The sequence below is a fragment of the Amycolatopsis sp. 2-15 genome, assembly GCF_030285625.1.
GTDB lineage: Bacteria > Actinomycetota > Actinomycetes > Mycobacteriales > Pseudonocardiaceae > Amycolatopsis > Amycolatopsis carbonis.
This window is the reverse complement of record NZ_CP127294.1, coordinates 5,770,372-5,784,338: the sequence shown is the minus strand read 5'-3', so window position 1 is coordinate 5,784,338 and position 13,967 is coordinate 5,770,372. Positions and strand designations below refer to the sequence as shown.

At 70.8% G+C, this 13,967-nt stretch carries 13 protein-coding genes; 9 read left to right on the top strand and 4 right to left on the bottom strand.

Annotated elements, in window-relative coordinates; translation table 11 throughout:
- Nucleotides 1-4 precede the first annotated feature (4 nt).
- Nucleotides 5-397, top strand: a complete 393-nt coding sequence (locus tag QRX50_RS28600; RefSeq protein WP_285966238.1) for a MerR family transcriptional regulator — start codon at nt 5-7, stop codon at nt 395-397.
- Between the two features lie 47 nt (nt 398-444).
- On the opposite strand, the gene QRX50_RS28595 is transcribed toward QRX50_RS28600, so the two are convergent.
- Nucleotides 445-867 (bottom strand): PPOX class F420-dependent oxidoreductase, encoded by a 423-nt coding sequence (locus QRX50_RS28595; protein WP_285966237.1) that lies wholly within the window; start codon nt 865-867, stop codon nt 445-447.
- Nucleotides 868-1,222: 355 nt separating this feature from the next.
- On the opposite strand from QRX50_RS28595, the gene QRX50_RS49765 reads away from it, so the two are divergent.
- Genes QRX50_RS49765 through QRX50_RS28575 form a run of 5 tightly spaced genes read left to right on the top strand, consistent with a single transcriptional unit; the run spans nt 1,223 to nt 7,738 of the window.
- Nucleotides 1,223-2,845, top strand: coding sequence for an AAA family ATPase (locus tag QRX50_RS49765; RefSeq protein WP_353074003.1), 1,623 nt, complete (start codon nt 1,223-1,225; stop codon nt 2,843-2,845).
- Between the two features lie 8 nt (nt 2,846-2,853).
- The gene (locus QRX50_RS49760) at nt 2,854-4,020 is read left to right on the top strand and encodes a helix-turn-helix transcriptional regulator (RefSeq protein ID WP_353074002.1); all 1,167 of its coding nucleotides are present in this window, start codon (nt 2,854-2,856) and stop codon (nt 4,018-4,020) included.
- 4 nt (nt 4,021-4,024) lie between these two features.
- Entirely contained in the window at nt 4,025-4,561 is a 537-nt protein-coding gene (locus QRX50_RS28585) for a (2Fe-2S)-binding protein (protein WP_285966236.1), read from the top strand.
- A complete protein-coding gene (locus QRX50_RS28580; protein WP_285966235.1) occupies nt 4,548-5,534 on the top strand; it encodes an FAD binding domain-containing protein in 987 nt (328 codons plus the stop codon). Before QRX50_RS28585 ends, QRX50_RS28580 begins: the two co-directional genes overlap by 14 nt.
- Complete coding sequence (locus tag QRX50_RS28575) at nt 5,531-7,738, top strand: xanthine dehydrogenase family protein molybdopterin-binding subunit (protein WP_285966234.1); 2,208 nt, start codon at nt 5,531-5,533, stop codon at nt 7,736-7,738. Before QRX50_RS28580 ends, QRX50_RS28575 begins: the two co-directional genes overlap by 4 nt.
- 41 nt (nt 7,739-7,779) lie before the next feature.
- Here the strand turns inward: QRX50_RS28575 and QRX50_RS49755 are convergent, their stop codons facing one another.
- The 3 genes from QRX50_RS49755 to QRX50_RS28560 are packed head-to-tail and all read right to left on the bottom strand — an operon-like array spanning nt 7,780 to nt 9,456.
- The gene (locus tag QRX50_RS49755) at nt 7,780-7,893 is read right to left on the bottom strand and encodes a PLP-dependent transferase (RefSeq protein WP_353074001.1); all 114 of its coding nucleotides are present in this window, start codon (nt 7,891-7,893) and stop codon (nt 7,780-7,782) included.
- A 55-nt stretch (nt 7,894-7,948) separates the two neighbouring features.
- Complete coding sequence (locus QRX50_RS28565) at nt 7,949-9,043, bottom strand: aminotransferase class I/II-fold pyridoxal phosphate-dependent enzyme (protein WP_285966233.1); 1,095 nt, start codon at nt 9,041-9,043, stop codon at nt 7,949-7,951.
- Entirely contained in the window at nt 9,040-9,456 is a 417-nt protein-coding gene (locus QRX50_RS28560; protein WP_285966232.1) for a hypothetical protein, read from the bottom strand. Before QRX50_RS28560 ends, QRX50_RS28565 begins: the two co-directional genes overlap by 4 nt.
- A 111-nt stretch (nt 9,457-9,567) precedes the next feature.
- Between QRX50_RS28560 and QRX50_RS28555 the strand changes: the two genes are divergently transcribed.
- The 3 genes from QRX50_RS28555 to QRX50_RS28545 all read left to right on the top strand — a co-directional run bounded on the left by QRX50_RS28555 (nt 9,568) and on the right by QRX50_RS28545 (nt 13,955).
- Nucleotides 9,568-11,100, top strand: a complete 1,533-nt coding sequence (locus QRX50_RS28555; protein WP_285966231.1) for a class I adenylate-forming enzyme family protein — start codon at nt 9,568-9,570, stop codon at nt 11,098-11,100.
- Nucleotides 11,097-12,344, top strand: a complete 1,248-nt coding sequence (locus QRX50_RS28550; RefSeq protein WP_285966230.1) for a helix-turn-helix domain-containing protein — start codon at nt 11,097-11,099, stop codon at nt 12,342-12,344. Before QRX50_RS28555 ends, QRX50_RS28550 begins: the two co-directional genes overlap by 4 nt.
- 102 nt (nt 12,345-12,446) lie before the next feature.
- Nucleotides 12,447-13,955 (top strand): aldehyde dehydrogenase family protein, encoded by a 1,509-nt coding sequence (locus tag QRX50_RS28545; RefSeq protein ID WP_285966229.1) that lies wholly within the window; start codon nt 12,447-12,449, stop codon nt 13,953-13,955.
- The last annotated feature ends 12 nt before the right edge of the window (nt 13,956-13,967 follow it).

Below are 13,967 nucleotides of genomic sequence, written 5' to 3'. Positions count from 1 at the left end.
ACACATGAAAATCGGAGAGCTCGCTGAGCGCACCGGCGTCTCTCGTCGGTTGCTGCGCTACTACGAGGAGCAGGGCCTGCTCATGCCCACCCGCTCCCCCAACGGTTACCGTGAGTACGGAGAGCCGCACGTGGACGTCGTGCAGCAGATCAAGGGACTGCTCGACGCCGGCCTCCCGACCCGCATCATCCAGCAGCTCCTGCCGTGCCTGGACCAGCCGCACACCATCTACGCGCCCTTCGTCACACCCGAAATGATCACCACACTGCAGCACGAACAAGCCCGACTCTCCGAACGCATCGAATTCCTCACCCGCAACCGGGACGCCATCGCCGGCTACCTCGAAACCGTTCTCAGCGTCACGTCTGAGAACACCGCGAGCATGACCGCATCGTGAACTGACGCAGCGGCCTTGAAAAAGTCCCGCTCGACGCACGGCTCAGGTCAGGCGATGGCCGCATAGGCGCTCACGTGCTCGATGTGCATCCGCACGAGCAGCATGCCGGGGACGCTGTTGCGTTCGCCGAACTCGCGCGCACGGTCCTCACCCATGTATCGCGCCGCGATGCTCGTCGCCCAGGTGCGCAACTGTCCGGGGTCCTCGCAGATGTCCGTGTGTCCCCAGAGGACAGCGTGGGAGTAGGGAGCCACCTCGTCGTCGACGCAGACCGCGGCCCGTCCGTCGCGGATGAGGTCGTGGGCTTTCACCGTCACGTTCTCCGTGGTGAACACGAGATCATCGCCGTCCAGGAGGAACCACACGGGGGCGATGTGCGGGGCCCCGTCCGCCCGCACGGTGGCCACCTTGCCCGTGCGGGTGCCTTCCCCGACGAAGGCTTTCCACTCGTTCTCTTCCATTTCGGTCATGCCGATCAGCATCCGTCCGGGCTGCGGCGGACGCAATGCTGCCGACGGGTTGCAACGGCCTTGACCTGCGAAAACGCGTGATGTGGAGGATCCGGGCCGCGCACGGCCGAGGACAGCGGACCTCAGGTGGAACTGTGGCGTCCACAATGGACTTCCACAACGCGGACGCGGCAGTGGAAACCATTTTTTTCGCGACGCCGCGATTTCCTCCCCGGCGCTCGGCGTCGCGCCCGGACACCGAGGTCACCTCGCGAAACGTCCCACTCGACCCCAAGCGCCATAAACTGGTCCTCCGCGGCAGCGCCCCGGCGCCGTCGGGCAACCGCGGCCCGAACTTGTGGACGGAGGCGATCAGGTGCTGCTGGGTCGCCACCGTGAGTGCGCAACGCTCGACAAGCTGGTCGGAGCCGTCCGTGCGGGGCAGGGCCGTGCGCTGCTGCTGGTCGGCGAAGCCGGGGCCGGTAAGACCGCGCTGCTGCGGTACGTCGCCGCGCACGCCGCGGAGTGCCGGGTGTTGCGCACGGCCGGCGTCGAGGCCGAGATGGAACTGCCGTTCGCCGGGTTGCACCAGCTGTGCGTGCCCCTGTTGGACAGGCTGGACAGGCTGCCGGCCCCACAGCGTCAAGCGTTGAGCACTGCCTTCGGCCTGACCGCGGGTTCGGCGCCGGACCGGCTCCTCGTCGGGCTGGCCGTGCTGAGCCTGCTGGCCGACGCCGGCGCCGAGCGTCCGCTGGTGTGCCTGGTCGACGACCTGCAGTGGCTCGATCACGCTTCGGCTCAGGCGCTGGCGATAGCGGCGCGCAGGCTGTTCGCCGAATCCGTGGGCTTGGTCTTCGCGACGCGAGAACGGGTGCCGGCTGCCGTGTTGATCGGCGTCGCCGAGCTGCCGGTCCTGGGACTGCCCGCCGGGGACGCCCGGGCCCTGTTGCGGACGGCGCTGCCGGGACCGGTGGACGAACGCGTGGTGGAGCAGATCGTCACGGACGCCGGGGGAAATCCGCTGGCGTTGCTGGAGTTGCCGCGGCGCATGCCGCCCTCGGAACTCGCCGGCGGCTTCGGTCTGCCCGCCGCCCGGGATTCACCGGGCCGGATCGAGGCGAGTTTCCAGGAACGGGTCGCGCGGCTGCCGGAAGCGTCCCGATGGCTGCTGCTGGTCGCGGCGGCCGACCCGCTCGGCGACGCGGTGCTGGTGTGGAGTGCCGCCGAACTGCTGGGGGTGGGGGTCGACGCGGCCGCCCCCGCCGTGTCGGCGGGCCTCGTCGAATTCGGCGCACGGGTGGGGTTCCGGCACCCGCTCGTGCGCTCGGCGGTCTACGACAGCGCCACAGAGCAGCAACGGCAGCGTGCACACCAGGCGCTGGCGGAGTGCACGAACCCCGACTCCGATCCGGACCGCAGGGTGTGGCACCGCGCCCGGGCCGTCGCCGGGCCGGACGAGGAGGTGGCGGCCGAGCTGGCCCGGTCGGCGACCCGCGCGCAGGCCCGAGGCGGCCTTCCCGCCGCCGCGGCATTCCTGGCTCGTGCGGTCGAGCTCACCCGCGACCCGGTGAGCCGGGCGGAGCGAGCGCTCGCCGCCGCGCGGTTCGCGTTCGACGCGGGCGCGCCCGAGATGGCGCTCGGCCTGTTGTCGGTGGCGCAGGCGGGCCGCCTCGACGACCGGCACCACGCGAAGGTCAACCTGCTCCGAGCCGAGGTGGCGTTCGCGGTCAGCCGGGGCGCGGAAGCGCCCATGCTGCTGCTCAAGACCGCTCAACAGCTGGAGTCGTTCGACACGCGCCTGGCCAGGGACACCTATCTGCAGGCCCTGTCGGCGGCGCGGTTCGCGCTCCACCTCGCGGTCGGCGGCAACGTGGTGGAGGTGGCGGAAGCGGCCCGGCGCGCCCCCTCCCGAAGGGCCCGCCCACCCCGGCGGACCTGCTCCTCGACGGCCTGGCCGCCCGCGACACCGGTGAGCTCGCCGCCGGTAGCGAACTGCTGAAACGGGCCTTGCGGGCGTTCTGCGACGAGGCCGACGCCGGCGTGGAGGAGCTGCGCTGGCTGTGGCTGGCCGGCACCACCGCGCCCGACCTGTGGGACTACCGAAGCTGGGAGCGGCTCGCGACGCACCACGTCGAGCAGGCCCGTGCCGCCGGGGCGCTCACCACGCTTCCGCTGGCCGTGACCTCGCGCGTGGCGGTGCATGTGGTCCTGGGCGAGCTGGCCGAGGCAGCCGCGCTGGTCGGCGAGATCGACGTCCTGGCCGAGGCGATCGGCGTCGGCCTCGCGCCGTACGGAGCGGTCATGCTCGCCGCCTGGCAGGGCCGCGAGGAAGAGACTTCGGCGATGGTCGCAGCCACCCGCGCCGAGGTGCTGGCTCGCGGTGAGGGCGCCGGGGCGCAGATCTACGCGTGGGCGGAGGCGCTGCTGGGCAACAGCCTGGGCCGTTACGCCGACGCGGTGGCCGCGACCGACCTCGTGGAGCAGGAACAGCTGCTGGTCGGAGCGGGCCTCTGGATGATGGCCGAACGCGTCGAAGCGACGGCCCGGAACGGGCAGCCGGATGAGGCCGCGCAGGCGTTCCGGCGGCTTTCCGCGCACACCCGGGTCAGCGGCACGGAATGGGCACTCGGCATCGAGGCCCGGTGCCGGGCGCTGGTCACCGAAGGCTCGGTCGCGGAGGACAACTACGTGGAGTCCGTCGAACGGCTCGGCCGGTCACGCGTGCGCGGGGAACTGGCGAGAGCCCACCTGCTGTACGGCGAGTGGCTGCGCCGGAACCGGCGGCGGCAGGCGGCGCGCGAGCAGCTGCGGACCGCGCACGACCTGTTCACGGAAATGGGGATGGACGCGTTCGCGCGCCGGGCGCAGCGGGAACTGCTGCCGGGCGGGGAACTGCCGCGCCGCCACGCCGCCGAAGGAGGTGCCGAGCTCACCGCGCAGGAAGTCCAGATCGCTTGGCTGGTCCGGGAAGGCCTGTCGAACGCCGAGATCGGGACGCGGCTGTTCCTCAGTCCGCGCACGGTGGAATGGCACCTGGGCAAGATGTTCGGCAAGCTCGGCATCACCTCGCGCAAGCAGCTGCGCACCCTGCCGAGGCCCGCCTGTCCCGGGCCCGTCCGAGGGCCGACCGGGGTGACTCCCGGGTCCGAGGACGGCAGTCCGGGATCACGCTGAGGGCATGACCTCCACGCCCAAGCTACGCATGGCGCCGCGGACCTCCGCGCCGGACGCCACCGAGATCACCACGGCACTCGTCGTGAACGGCGAAGCGCGGGTGGTGGTCGCCGACTCGCGCGTCACGCTGCTCGACGCCCTGCGCGACCGGCTGCACCTCACCGGCACCAAAAAAGGCTGCGACCAGGGCGCGTGCGGCGCGTGCACAGTGCTCGCCGACGGGCACCGGGTGCTTTCGTGCCTGACGCTGGTCGCACAATGCGAAGGCCGTGAGGTGACCACCATCGAGGGGCTGTCGCGCGACGGAAGTCCGCACCCGATGCAGGAGGCGTTCGTGCGGCACGACGCTTTCCAGTGCGGCTACTGCACACCCGGCCAGATCATGTCGGCCGTGGCGCTGCTGGCCGAGGGCCGCGCGAGGACCGACGAGGACATTCGCGAGTTCATGAGCGGGAACCTCTGCCGCTGTGCCGCGTACCCGAACATCGTGGCCGCGATTCGGGAAGTGGCGGACACGGGAGGTACCGATGCGCTTGTTTGAGTACGTGCGGACGTCCGAGGTGGCCGACGCACTGGCGGCGTCGGCGGGCACCGGCGCCGCCTATCTCGCCGGCGGCACCACCCAGGTCGACCTGATGAAGGACGGTGTCCTCGCACCCGAGCGGCTGGTCGACATCACCCGGCTGCCGCTGCGCGGGGTCCTGGGTACCGGGAGCTCGTTGCACGTCGGCGCGCTGACCACGATGGAGGAGCTGGCCGCGGATCCGCTGGTCACGCACCGGCTGCCCATGGTGCGCGAGGCGCTCCTGCTCGGGGCCTCCGTGCAGTTGCGGAACATGGCCACGATCGGCGGCAACCTCCTGCAGCGCACACGTTGCCGGTATTTCCGTGACCCGGCGGTCGCCACCTGCAACAAACGCACGCCGGGGTCCGGCTGCGCCGCCGTCGCCGGACCGGCCCGGATGCACGCGATCCTCGGCGTGAGCGAGCGGTGCATCGCGCTGCACGCGTCCGACCTCGCCGTGGCCCTCGTGGCGCTGGACGCCCTGGTGCACCTCGAAGGCGCCGGGGGAACACGGACGGTGCCGCTCACGGAGTTCTACCTGGAGGCGGGCACGACGCCGGACGTGGAAACCGTGCTGGCCCCTGGCGAGCTGATCACGGAGGTCGAGATCCCGTTGTTGCCGGAGACCACGCGCTCGGGCTATCTGAAGGTTCGGGACCGGGTGTCCTACGAGTTCGCCCTCGTTTCGGTGGCGGCGGCACTCGAGATCGAGGACGGGGTCGTGAGTACGGCACGGATCGGCCTCGGCGGTGTCGGTTCGAAGCCATGGCGGGCCCTGGCGGCCGAGGACGTGCTGCGGGGCGCGCCGCCGACCGCGGCGAACTTCCGCGACGCCGCGGCGGCTGCGCTCGCGGGAGCGTGGACCGTGCCGGGCACCACGTTCAAGGTCGAGCTGGCTCAACGGGCACTGGTCCGGCAGCTCCAGACCGTATCGGAGATCTCCCGATGACCACCTTCCAGACACTGCCGTTCATCGGCACCGGACTGAGCCGGGTCGACGGGCCCCGCAAGGTCAGCGGCCAGGCGCTCTACTCGTCGGACTTCAGTGCGGCCGGCCAGGCGCACGCCGCCCTCGTGCGGAGCACCATCGCGGCCGGACGAATCACCGCGATCGACGCGTCCGTCGCCGAATCGGCACCCGGGGTCGTGAAGGTGTTCAGCCACCTGAGCACACCCCCGCTGGCGCGGGGACCGATGACTCCGCTGGGCGCGTCGCCGCCGGCCCCGATGCAGGACGATCGCGTGCTGCACCACGCCCAGCATGTCGCACTCGTCGTGGCCGAGACCCGCGAACAGGCCGATGCGGCCGCGGCGCTGGTCCGCGTCGAGTACGCGGCGGCCGAACCGGTCCTCGACCCGGACGATCCGCGCGCGGTCACCGTCGACAACCCGTGGGGCCTGGACCACGAGCGCGGTGACCTCGTGGCGGGTCTGGCCGCGGCGCACGTGACGGTCGAGGCCGAATACTCCACGTCGGACAACACCAACAACCCCCTCGGCCTGTTCGCCACCCTCGCCGAGTGGGACGGCGACCGGCTCACGGTGCACGACTCGACGCAGTGGCCGTCGATGGTGCAGGAGACGCTCGCAGCGGTCTTCGGCCTGCCCGAGGAGTCGGTGCGGGTGCTCAGCCCGTTCGTCGGCGGCGGATTCGGTGCCGGTCTGCGGGCGTGGCCGCACGTGATCCTCGCCGCGATGGCGGCGCGGGAACTGGGCCGCCCGGTGAAGATCGTGCTGACGCGGCCGCAGATGTTCACTTCGGTCGGCCACCGACCCAAGGGCGTCCAGCGGGTACGGCTCGGCGCGAGCGCCGACGGCCGTCTGCTCGCGCTGGAGCACCGCAGCCGCTCGCTGCTGGCCGTCGATGACGACGACTACGAACCCTTCGCGGCGGGCTCGGCCGCGGCCTACGCCTGCCCGAACATCCGCACCTGGGACCAGCAGGTGCGCGTGAACATCCCGGCCCCGGTCTCGATGCGAGCACCGGCGGAGGCACAGGGGAACTTCGCGCTCGAATCGGCGATGGACGAACTGGCGCTGGCCCTCCGCATGGACCCGCTGGACCTGCGCCTGCGCAACTACGCCGACACGCACCCCGGGCTGGGCCTGCCGTGGTCGGGCAAGGCGCTGCGGGAGTGCTACACCGTGGGCGCCGAGCGGTTCGGGTGGTCCCGGCGCCCGGCCGAGCCGCGAACCCTGCGCGACGGGCACTGGCTCGTCGGCCAGGGCATGGCGGGCGTGAGCTACCCGTGGTACCAGGCGCCGTGCCGAGCCCGGGCGACAGTGGCGGCCGACGGGCGGGCCACCGTCAGCAGCGCGGCCATCGACATCGGCACCGGGACCTACACGGTGATGACCCAGCTCTCGGCGGAACTGCTCGGCTTGCCCCCGGAGCGAGTGCGCTTCGACCTCGGTGACTCGGACCTGCCGAAGGCACCTCAGGCCGGCGGGTCCGGGCTCACCGGCGCCCTCGGCTCGGCCGTCCACGACGCGTGTGCGCGGCTGATCGGCGCCGTGCTCGACCTCGCGCGCGACGACCCCGGATCACCGTTGCACGGCAGTGCTCCCGCGGACGTGATCGCCACCGGCGGACGGATCCAACGGCGCGACGACCCGGACCGCGGCGAGACCTACACCGCCGTATTGACCCGCCACGGACTGCCGGAGCTCACCGCCGAGGGAAGCAGCACCCCGGCCGATCCCCACCGCCTGGGAATGGCACCCGCGGGGTCGTTCGGAGCGCATTTCGCCGAGGTCCGCGTCGACGAGGACCTCGGCCTGGTCCGGGTGACACGCGTGGTGTCGGTGATCGACGGTGGGCGGATCCTCAACGAGAAGACGGCCACCAGCCAGATCATCGGTGGCGTGATCGGCGGGATCGGCATGGCGCTGTTCGAGGACACGGTCACCGACCCGGCCACCGGTCGCATCACGAACGCCACTTTCGGCGACTATCTGGTCCCCGTGCACGCGGACATCCCCGACCTCGACGTGACCTTCGTCGGCGAGCCCGACCGGATGAACCCGATCGGCACCAAGGGAGTCGGTGAGGTCGGCCTGGTGGGCGTCGCCGCCGCGATCGCCAACGCAGTGCACCACGCGACCGGGGTACGCGTGCGGTCGCTGCCGATCACTTTGGACGCATTGCTGTGACACGCCGGCGGGAGGGCTGCCGAACCGGGACCCGAGGTGCGTCAGCCGAGGGCCTGAGCGAGATCGGCGATGAGGTCGTCGGGGTCCTCGATGCCCACGGAGATCCGGACGAGCGAGTCCGTGAGGCCGATCTCCTCACGCAGCTCGACCGGCACGCCCGAGTGCCTCGTGGACGCAGGGTGCACACGAGCGTCTCGGTGCCGCCGAGGCTCACGGCCAGTTTGCAGATCCGCAGCCACTCCAGGAAGGCGAACGCACCGGCTTCCCCGCCCTCGACGTCGAACGAGAAGGTCGATCCCGGCGCGGTGGCTTGCCGGTCGAACACTGCCCGGGCCGGATCGCCGGGCTCGAGGAACCCGAGATAGTCCACTTTGGTCCGGCCAGGAACTCCGCGAGGCGCCGCGCGTTGCGGCACGCTCGCTCCGCACGGATGTGCAGGGTCTCCAGCGAACGCAGCAGCAGCCAGGACGAATGGGGGTCGAGCTGCGTTCCGATCGCGCCGCGGGTGCGATCGACGCGGCCGACCAGGTCGGCGCTGCCGGTGAGGCCGCCGGCCACCAAGTCGCTGTGCCCTCCGGCGTACTTGGTCAGCGAGTACACCGCGAGGTCGGCACGGTGGCGCAGCGGTTGCTGGAACATCGGGCCCAGGAGCGTGTGGTCGCACACGACCACCGGGCGCCGGCCTTGTCGTTGTGCGATCAGGTCGGCCACGTCGGCCATCAACGACAGGTCGACAACGCCGCTGGTCGGATTGGCCGGTGTCTCCACGAAGATCACCCCGACCGGCCCGAGCGCCATCGCCTCCTCGGCGGCGTTCGTGACGTCACCCCGGTCGAGGCCGTCGGTGAACCCGGCCGATGGAATTCCCAGTGCCGACAAAGTGCTGCGCACCAGCGTTTCGGTGCCTCCGTAAAGGGGCCGCGAGTGCAGGACAACCTCACCGGGGCCGACGAACGTCAGCACCGTCGTCGCGATCGCCGCCATGCCTGACGAAAAGACGGCGCCGCGCTCGGCTTCGTCCCAGACCGCGAGCCGGTCCTCGAGGATTTCGAAGTTCGGGTTGTTGAAGCGGGAGTACACCAGGCCCGCCTCCTCGCCCTCGCGGGCCGGGCGCCGCCCCGACGTGATGTCGAAGAAGTCCTTGCCCTGCTGGGCGGACTCGAACACGAACGTCGAAGTCAGGAACATCGGCGGCTTCAGCGATCCTTCGGACAGCGCCGGCGAGAAGCCGTAGCCCATCATCAAGGTCTCCGGCCGCAGCTGCCGACCTCCGACGTCACGCTGCTTGTAGTTCCCGCTCTTCATCGCCCAACTCCCTCATGATTCTCCACCGCACGCCTATCGCGGCGGCACGACAATTCCGGCTTTCGTGAAACGAAACGGGACTTCCTTGTCCTCACGTCGGCTCCCTCACGCGCGAGGCTCGGGGCGACACTCACGCCGAAATCACGAAGTCGGGAGACGGCGCGCTCGGCGTTCACCGCACGCTCCGGCACGTGCAAACCCGCGGCGAGCGGTGCCCCGCCGTCCAAGCCCAGCACTCGCTCGGTGCCGATCAACACGCCCACCGCGGTGACGTGGGCCTGGCCGAACGGATCGCTGACCGTCACGCGCGTGTGACGCACAGCGCCGTCGGCGCCAAGACCGAGGATTTCCGCCACCGCGATCCCGCTCGCGTCCAACGCGACATGCACCAACGACGGCAGCAACCGGAACAACAGGCCAGTCAAGGGCAAGCCCGGATTCCTCACTGGCAGCACGTTGTCCCCGCGCCGGTGACGTGCTATACACACCTGCTATAACGATACGTTATAGTACGGAGGATCGGGATGGGGCAACCGGTGCGGTCGTGGATCGATGATCACGCGGCGCGGACACCCGGACGCGAGGCGGTCGTCGATCTGGCGACCGGGCGCAGGCTCACCTACGCGCAGCTCAGCCTGCGGGTGCGGGCGCTGGCGGTGGCCTTGCGGGAGCGTGGTGTCGAGCGAGGCACCCGGGTCGCCGTGCTGTCCCGCAACGACTTCCGCACCTTCGAAGTCCTCTATGCGTGTGCGCACGTGGGCGCGATCTGCGTACTGCTCAACTGGCGGCTGAGCCCGGACGAGCTCACCGCCATCGTCACCGACGCCGACCCGCTGGTCCTGCTCGCCGAGAGCTGGTCGGCGCGGACCGCGGACCAGCTCGCCGAGACGACCGGCATCGCGGTGCGGGTGACGTGGGCCAGCGAGGCGGATGAGCACGACGACTACGAGCCGCTGACCGAGGCGCGCGACGGTGCCGTCGAGCGGTTTCCGGAGGTCGACGAAGACGACCCGTGGACGATCATCTACACCTCCGGGACCACCGGCCTGCCCAAGGGAGTGCTCGCGACACACCGCAACGTCTTGGCGAGCATCACGGGGATCGCCCTGGCCGGCGAGGTCGGTCCCCAGTCCCGCTGCCTGACAGTGCTGCCGACCTTCCACGTCGCTGGGCTGGCCCTGTTCGCGCATCCGGTACTGCTGCTCGGTGGAACGGTGGTGGTGATGCGCCAGTTCGACCCGGCACGGGCGCTGGCACTGCTGACGGACACCACCGAGCCCCTCACCCACTTCTGCGGCGTACCGGCCAACTTCCAGTTCATGGAGCGGCTGGACGCCTTCCGGGACGCCGACTTCCGTGGTGTCGTCGCCGCGGTGGGCGGTGCGCCCGTGCCGACGGCGTTGATCGAGTCGTGGACCGGACACCACGCTTCGATGGTGACCGTGTACGGCATCACCGAGGCAGGAGCGACGGTGATCGCGGTCCCCGCCGCGCGAGCGGTGGACAAGAACGGCACGATCGGCCTGCCGCTGCTGCACGCGGCCTGCCGGATCCGAGCCGAGAACGGCCGGGCCGCCGATCCGGGCGAGGTCGGCGAGCTGCAGATCCGGGGCGCCCTGGTCACTCCGGGCTATTGGCGCAACCCCGAGGCGACCAGGACGGCCATCGGCGAGGACGGGTGGTTCGGCACGGGGGATCTGGCCGTGCGAAGTGCGGACGGGTACTTCACCGTCGTCGACCGCCGCAAAGACATGTACATCTCGGGTGGGGAGAACGTCTACCCCGCCGAGGTGGAGAACATTCTCCACGCCCATCCTCAGGTTTCCCAGGCGGCGGTCATCGGCGTCCCGGACGACCGTTGGGGCGAGGTGGGTCTCGCCTATGTCGTCCCCGCCGGAACCCAGGCGCCTGCCCCGGCGGAACTGGCCGACTGGTGCGCCACCCGGCTGGCCCGCTACAAAGTGCCCGCGCGGTTCCACCTCACCGAAGAGCTCCCGCGCAACGCGACGGGAAAGATCCTCAAGACCGAACTGCGCCGACTCGCTGCCACCTCATGACGACCCGGCCTCGCCCCGCCGCCGGGCAGGACCCGCTGACGGACCTGCATGCACGACGCCATGCCCTGACCGAGGCCTGGGCTGATTTCTTCGGTGGCGCAGCCGTTCCGGCGCAGTGCGTTCCCGCCGACATCGAGGCGAGCTGGCACCGGACGCGGCGGAGCGGGCTGCGCGAAACCGCGCCCGCCGAGTTGCCCGGCGTGCCTGCGTCCGCGGAAGGGTCGCTGCTGGCCGGCCACCGCCGCTCGTTGGAGCAACCGCTGCACGACGTGGCCGAGAACACCGGGTTTCTCGTTGCCTTGGCAGGTCCGGACGCCTCCCTGGTAACCGCGCGCGCCGGCCGGCACATGGCGAAACCCGCACGCCGGCTCAACGCGGTCGACGGCACGCTGTGGACCGAGAACGCGATGGGCACCAACGCGGTCGCGCTCGCGCTACACAGCGGGCACCCGGTCGAGGTGTTCACCGCACAGCATGCCAATGAAGTGCTGCACGACTGGACTTGCTGGGCCTTCCCGGTCCGGGATCCGCGTACCGGGGCCATCATCGGTGCGGTCGATGTCTCGGCGCCGTGGTCGCACCATTCGGGCAGCGGACGCGCTTTGGCCCGTACCCTCGCGGCGCTGGTCGAGCTGCGCTTGAGTGATCTGCCGCCGGCCCCGGCCACGACGTCCGTGCTCGCGCTGTCCGTGCTCGGACACCCGCGGGCCACGGTCAACGGGCGGTCCCTGCACCTGTCACCCCGCCAGTTCGAGATCCTCACGATCCTCGCTCTGCGCCCCGACGGCACGGACCTCAAGCAGCTGCACGCGGCCCTGTACGGCGACCACCCCGTGGCCGCGGTCACCCTGCGGGCCGAGCTGTCGAAGCTGCGGCATTGTCTCGGTGCGGACGTGGTGCGGTCGCATCCTTACCACCTCGCCGGTGAGGTCCGGTGCGATCTGGCCGAACAGCTCCACCATGTGGCCGACGGCCGGCTCGGCGCCGCACTGGAGCTGCAGCGCGGCGACCTGCTCCCCGCCTCGGAGGCCCCGTTCCTGCGCGCGATGCGCGATCAGGCCCAGGTCGCGCTGCGCACCGCGGTGCTCACCACCGGGACCGTCCGCGAGGCGTTGCGCTACCTGGACAGCTTTCCCGACGACCTCCAGGTCCTCGAATCCGCCTGCGCCCGCTCCACCGCCACGGCATCGGAGCACGCACTGTGTCTCGGCAAGCTGCACGCCGCGTCCGCGGGCAACCCCTGACCCCGGCCCGGGCCACCGCAGCGCCAACGCTTCACCAACCTCGTGCGCGCTTGGCTGTCCGCCATCGACGGCACAGCGCTGTCCCGATCGAGGAGAAACACCATGACCACCATCCCCCGTCCTGCCTCGACACCGGTCTCGGCGGCCAGGGATTTCCTGTCGCGGGCCGGAAAACTGCTGATCGACGGCCGGTTCGTCGACGCCGCCGAGGGACGGACGTTCCCGAGCGTCGATCCCGGCAACGGGCAGGAACTCGCTCGGATCGCCGAGGCCACCGAACGGGACGTCGACCTCGCGGTGGCGGCCGCGCGCCGGGCGTTGGACGGTCCCTGGAAGCGAATGTCCACATCGGAGCGTGGCCGGTTGCTGCACCGGATCGGCGACCTGATCTCCCGGCACGCGGAGGAGCTCGCGGAGCTGGAGTCGCTGGACAACGGCAAGCCCTACAGCGCCGCGCTGGGAGTGGAGGTACCGCTGGCAGCCGACATGTTCTGGTACATGGCGGGCGCGACGACGCGCCTGAACGGACTCTCCGTCACTCCCACCGTGCCTTACCTGCCAGGCCAGGAATTCCACGCCTACACCCTGCGCGAGCCCGTGGGCGTGGTCGGGCAGATCATCCCGTGGAACGCTCCCTTGCTGATGGTCGCCTGGAAACTGGCGCCCGCGCTGGCCACGGGCAACACCGTTGTCCTCAAACCGGCCGAACAGACCCCGCTGACCGCGCTGCGCGTCGGCGAGCTGCTGCTGGAGGCCGGCCTGCCCGAGGGTGTGGTGAACATCGTCCCGGGCTTCGGGGAGATCGCCGGGGCGCACCTGGCCGCGCACGACGGGGTCGACAAGATCGCGTTCACCGGATCGACCGAGGTCGGCAAGTCGATCGTGCGTGCCGCCGCGGGCAACCTCAAGCGGGTCTCGTTGGAGCTCGGCGGTAAGTCGCCGAACATCGTGCTCGCCGACGCCGATGTCGACGCCGCGATCGCGGGGGCGTCGCTGGGCATCTTCTACAACCAGGGTGAGGTCTGCTCGGCCGGAAGCCGGCTCTACGTGCACGAGTCGCAGTACGACCGCGTCGTCGAGGGCATCGCCGAACGGGCCCGGGCGATCAAGGTCGGGTACGGCATGGACCCCGACACCGACATGGGTCCCCTGGTCTCCCGCGAACAGTTCGACCGCGTCAGCCACTACCTGGGCCTGCGCCACGGACCGGAGGGCGGCCGGGCCCTCGCCGGCGGCAACGTGCTGGACCGGCCCGGCTACTTCGTCGAGCCGACCGTGATCGCCGGCCCGGATGCCGGGCACCCGATCGTGCGGGAGGAGATCTTCGGTCCCGTGCTCACGGCCCTGCCCTTCACTGACCTGGACGACCTGGCCCACCAGGCCAACGACACCACCTACGGCTTGGCCGCCGGCGTCTGGACGAAGGACCTCTCCGCCGCGCACAAACTGGCCCGCCGGCTGCAGGCGGGCACCGTGCACGTGAACACGTACCACGTGTTCGCCGCCGAGCTGCCGTTCGGCGGGTACAAACAAAGCGGCTGGGGACGGGAGAAGGGCGACGAGGTGCTGCAGCAGTACTTGGAGACCAAGACCGTCGTCGCGGCGCTCTGACCAGCGGCGACC

Excerpts from the sequence above, each read along its gene's own strand:
- QRX50_RS28600 (WP_285966238.1), top strand. The coding sequence starts at position 5 with ATGAAAATCGGAGAGCTCGCTGAGCGCACCGGCGTCTCTCGTCGGTTG.
- QRX50_RS28595 (WP_285966237.1), bottom strand. The coding sequence starts at position 867 with ATGACCGAAATGGAAGAGAACGAGTGGAAAGCCTTCGTCGGGGAAGGC.
- QRX50_RS28585 (WP_285966236.1), top strand. The coding sequence starts at position 4,025 with ATGACCTCCACGCCCAAGCTACGCATGGCGCCGCGGACCTCCGCGCCG.
- QRX50_RS28580 (WP_285966235.1), top strand. The coding sequence starts at position 4,548 with ATGCGCTTGTTTGAGTACGTGCGGACGTCCGAGGTGGCCGACGCACTG.
- QRX50_RS28575 (WP_285966234.1), top strand. The coding sequence starts at position 5,531 with ATGACCACCTTCCAGACACTGCCGTTCATCGGCACCGGACTGAGCCGG.
- QRX50_RS28565 (WP_285966233.1), bottom strand. The coding sequence starts at position 9,043 with ATGAAGAGCGGGAACTACAAGCAGCGTGACGTCGGAGGTCGGCAGCTG.
- QRX50_RS28555 (WP_285966231.1), top strand. The coding sequence starts at position 9,568 with ATGGGGCAACCGGTGCGGTCGTGGATCGATGATCACGCGGCGCGGACA.
- QRX50_RS28550 (WP_285966230.1), top strand. The coding sequence starts at position 11,097 with ATGACGACCCGGCCTCGCCCCGCCGCCGGGCAGGACCCGCTGACGGAC.
- QRX50_RS28545 (WP_285966229.1), top strand. The coding sequence starts at position 12,447 with ATGACCACCATCCCCCGTCCTGCCTCGACACCGGTCTCGGCGGCCAGG.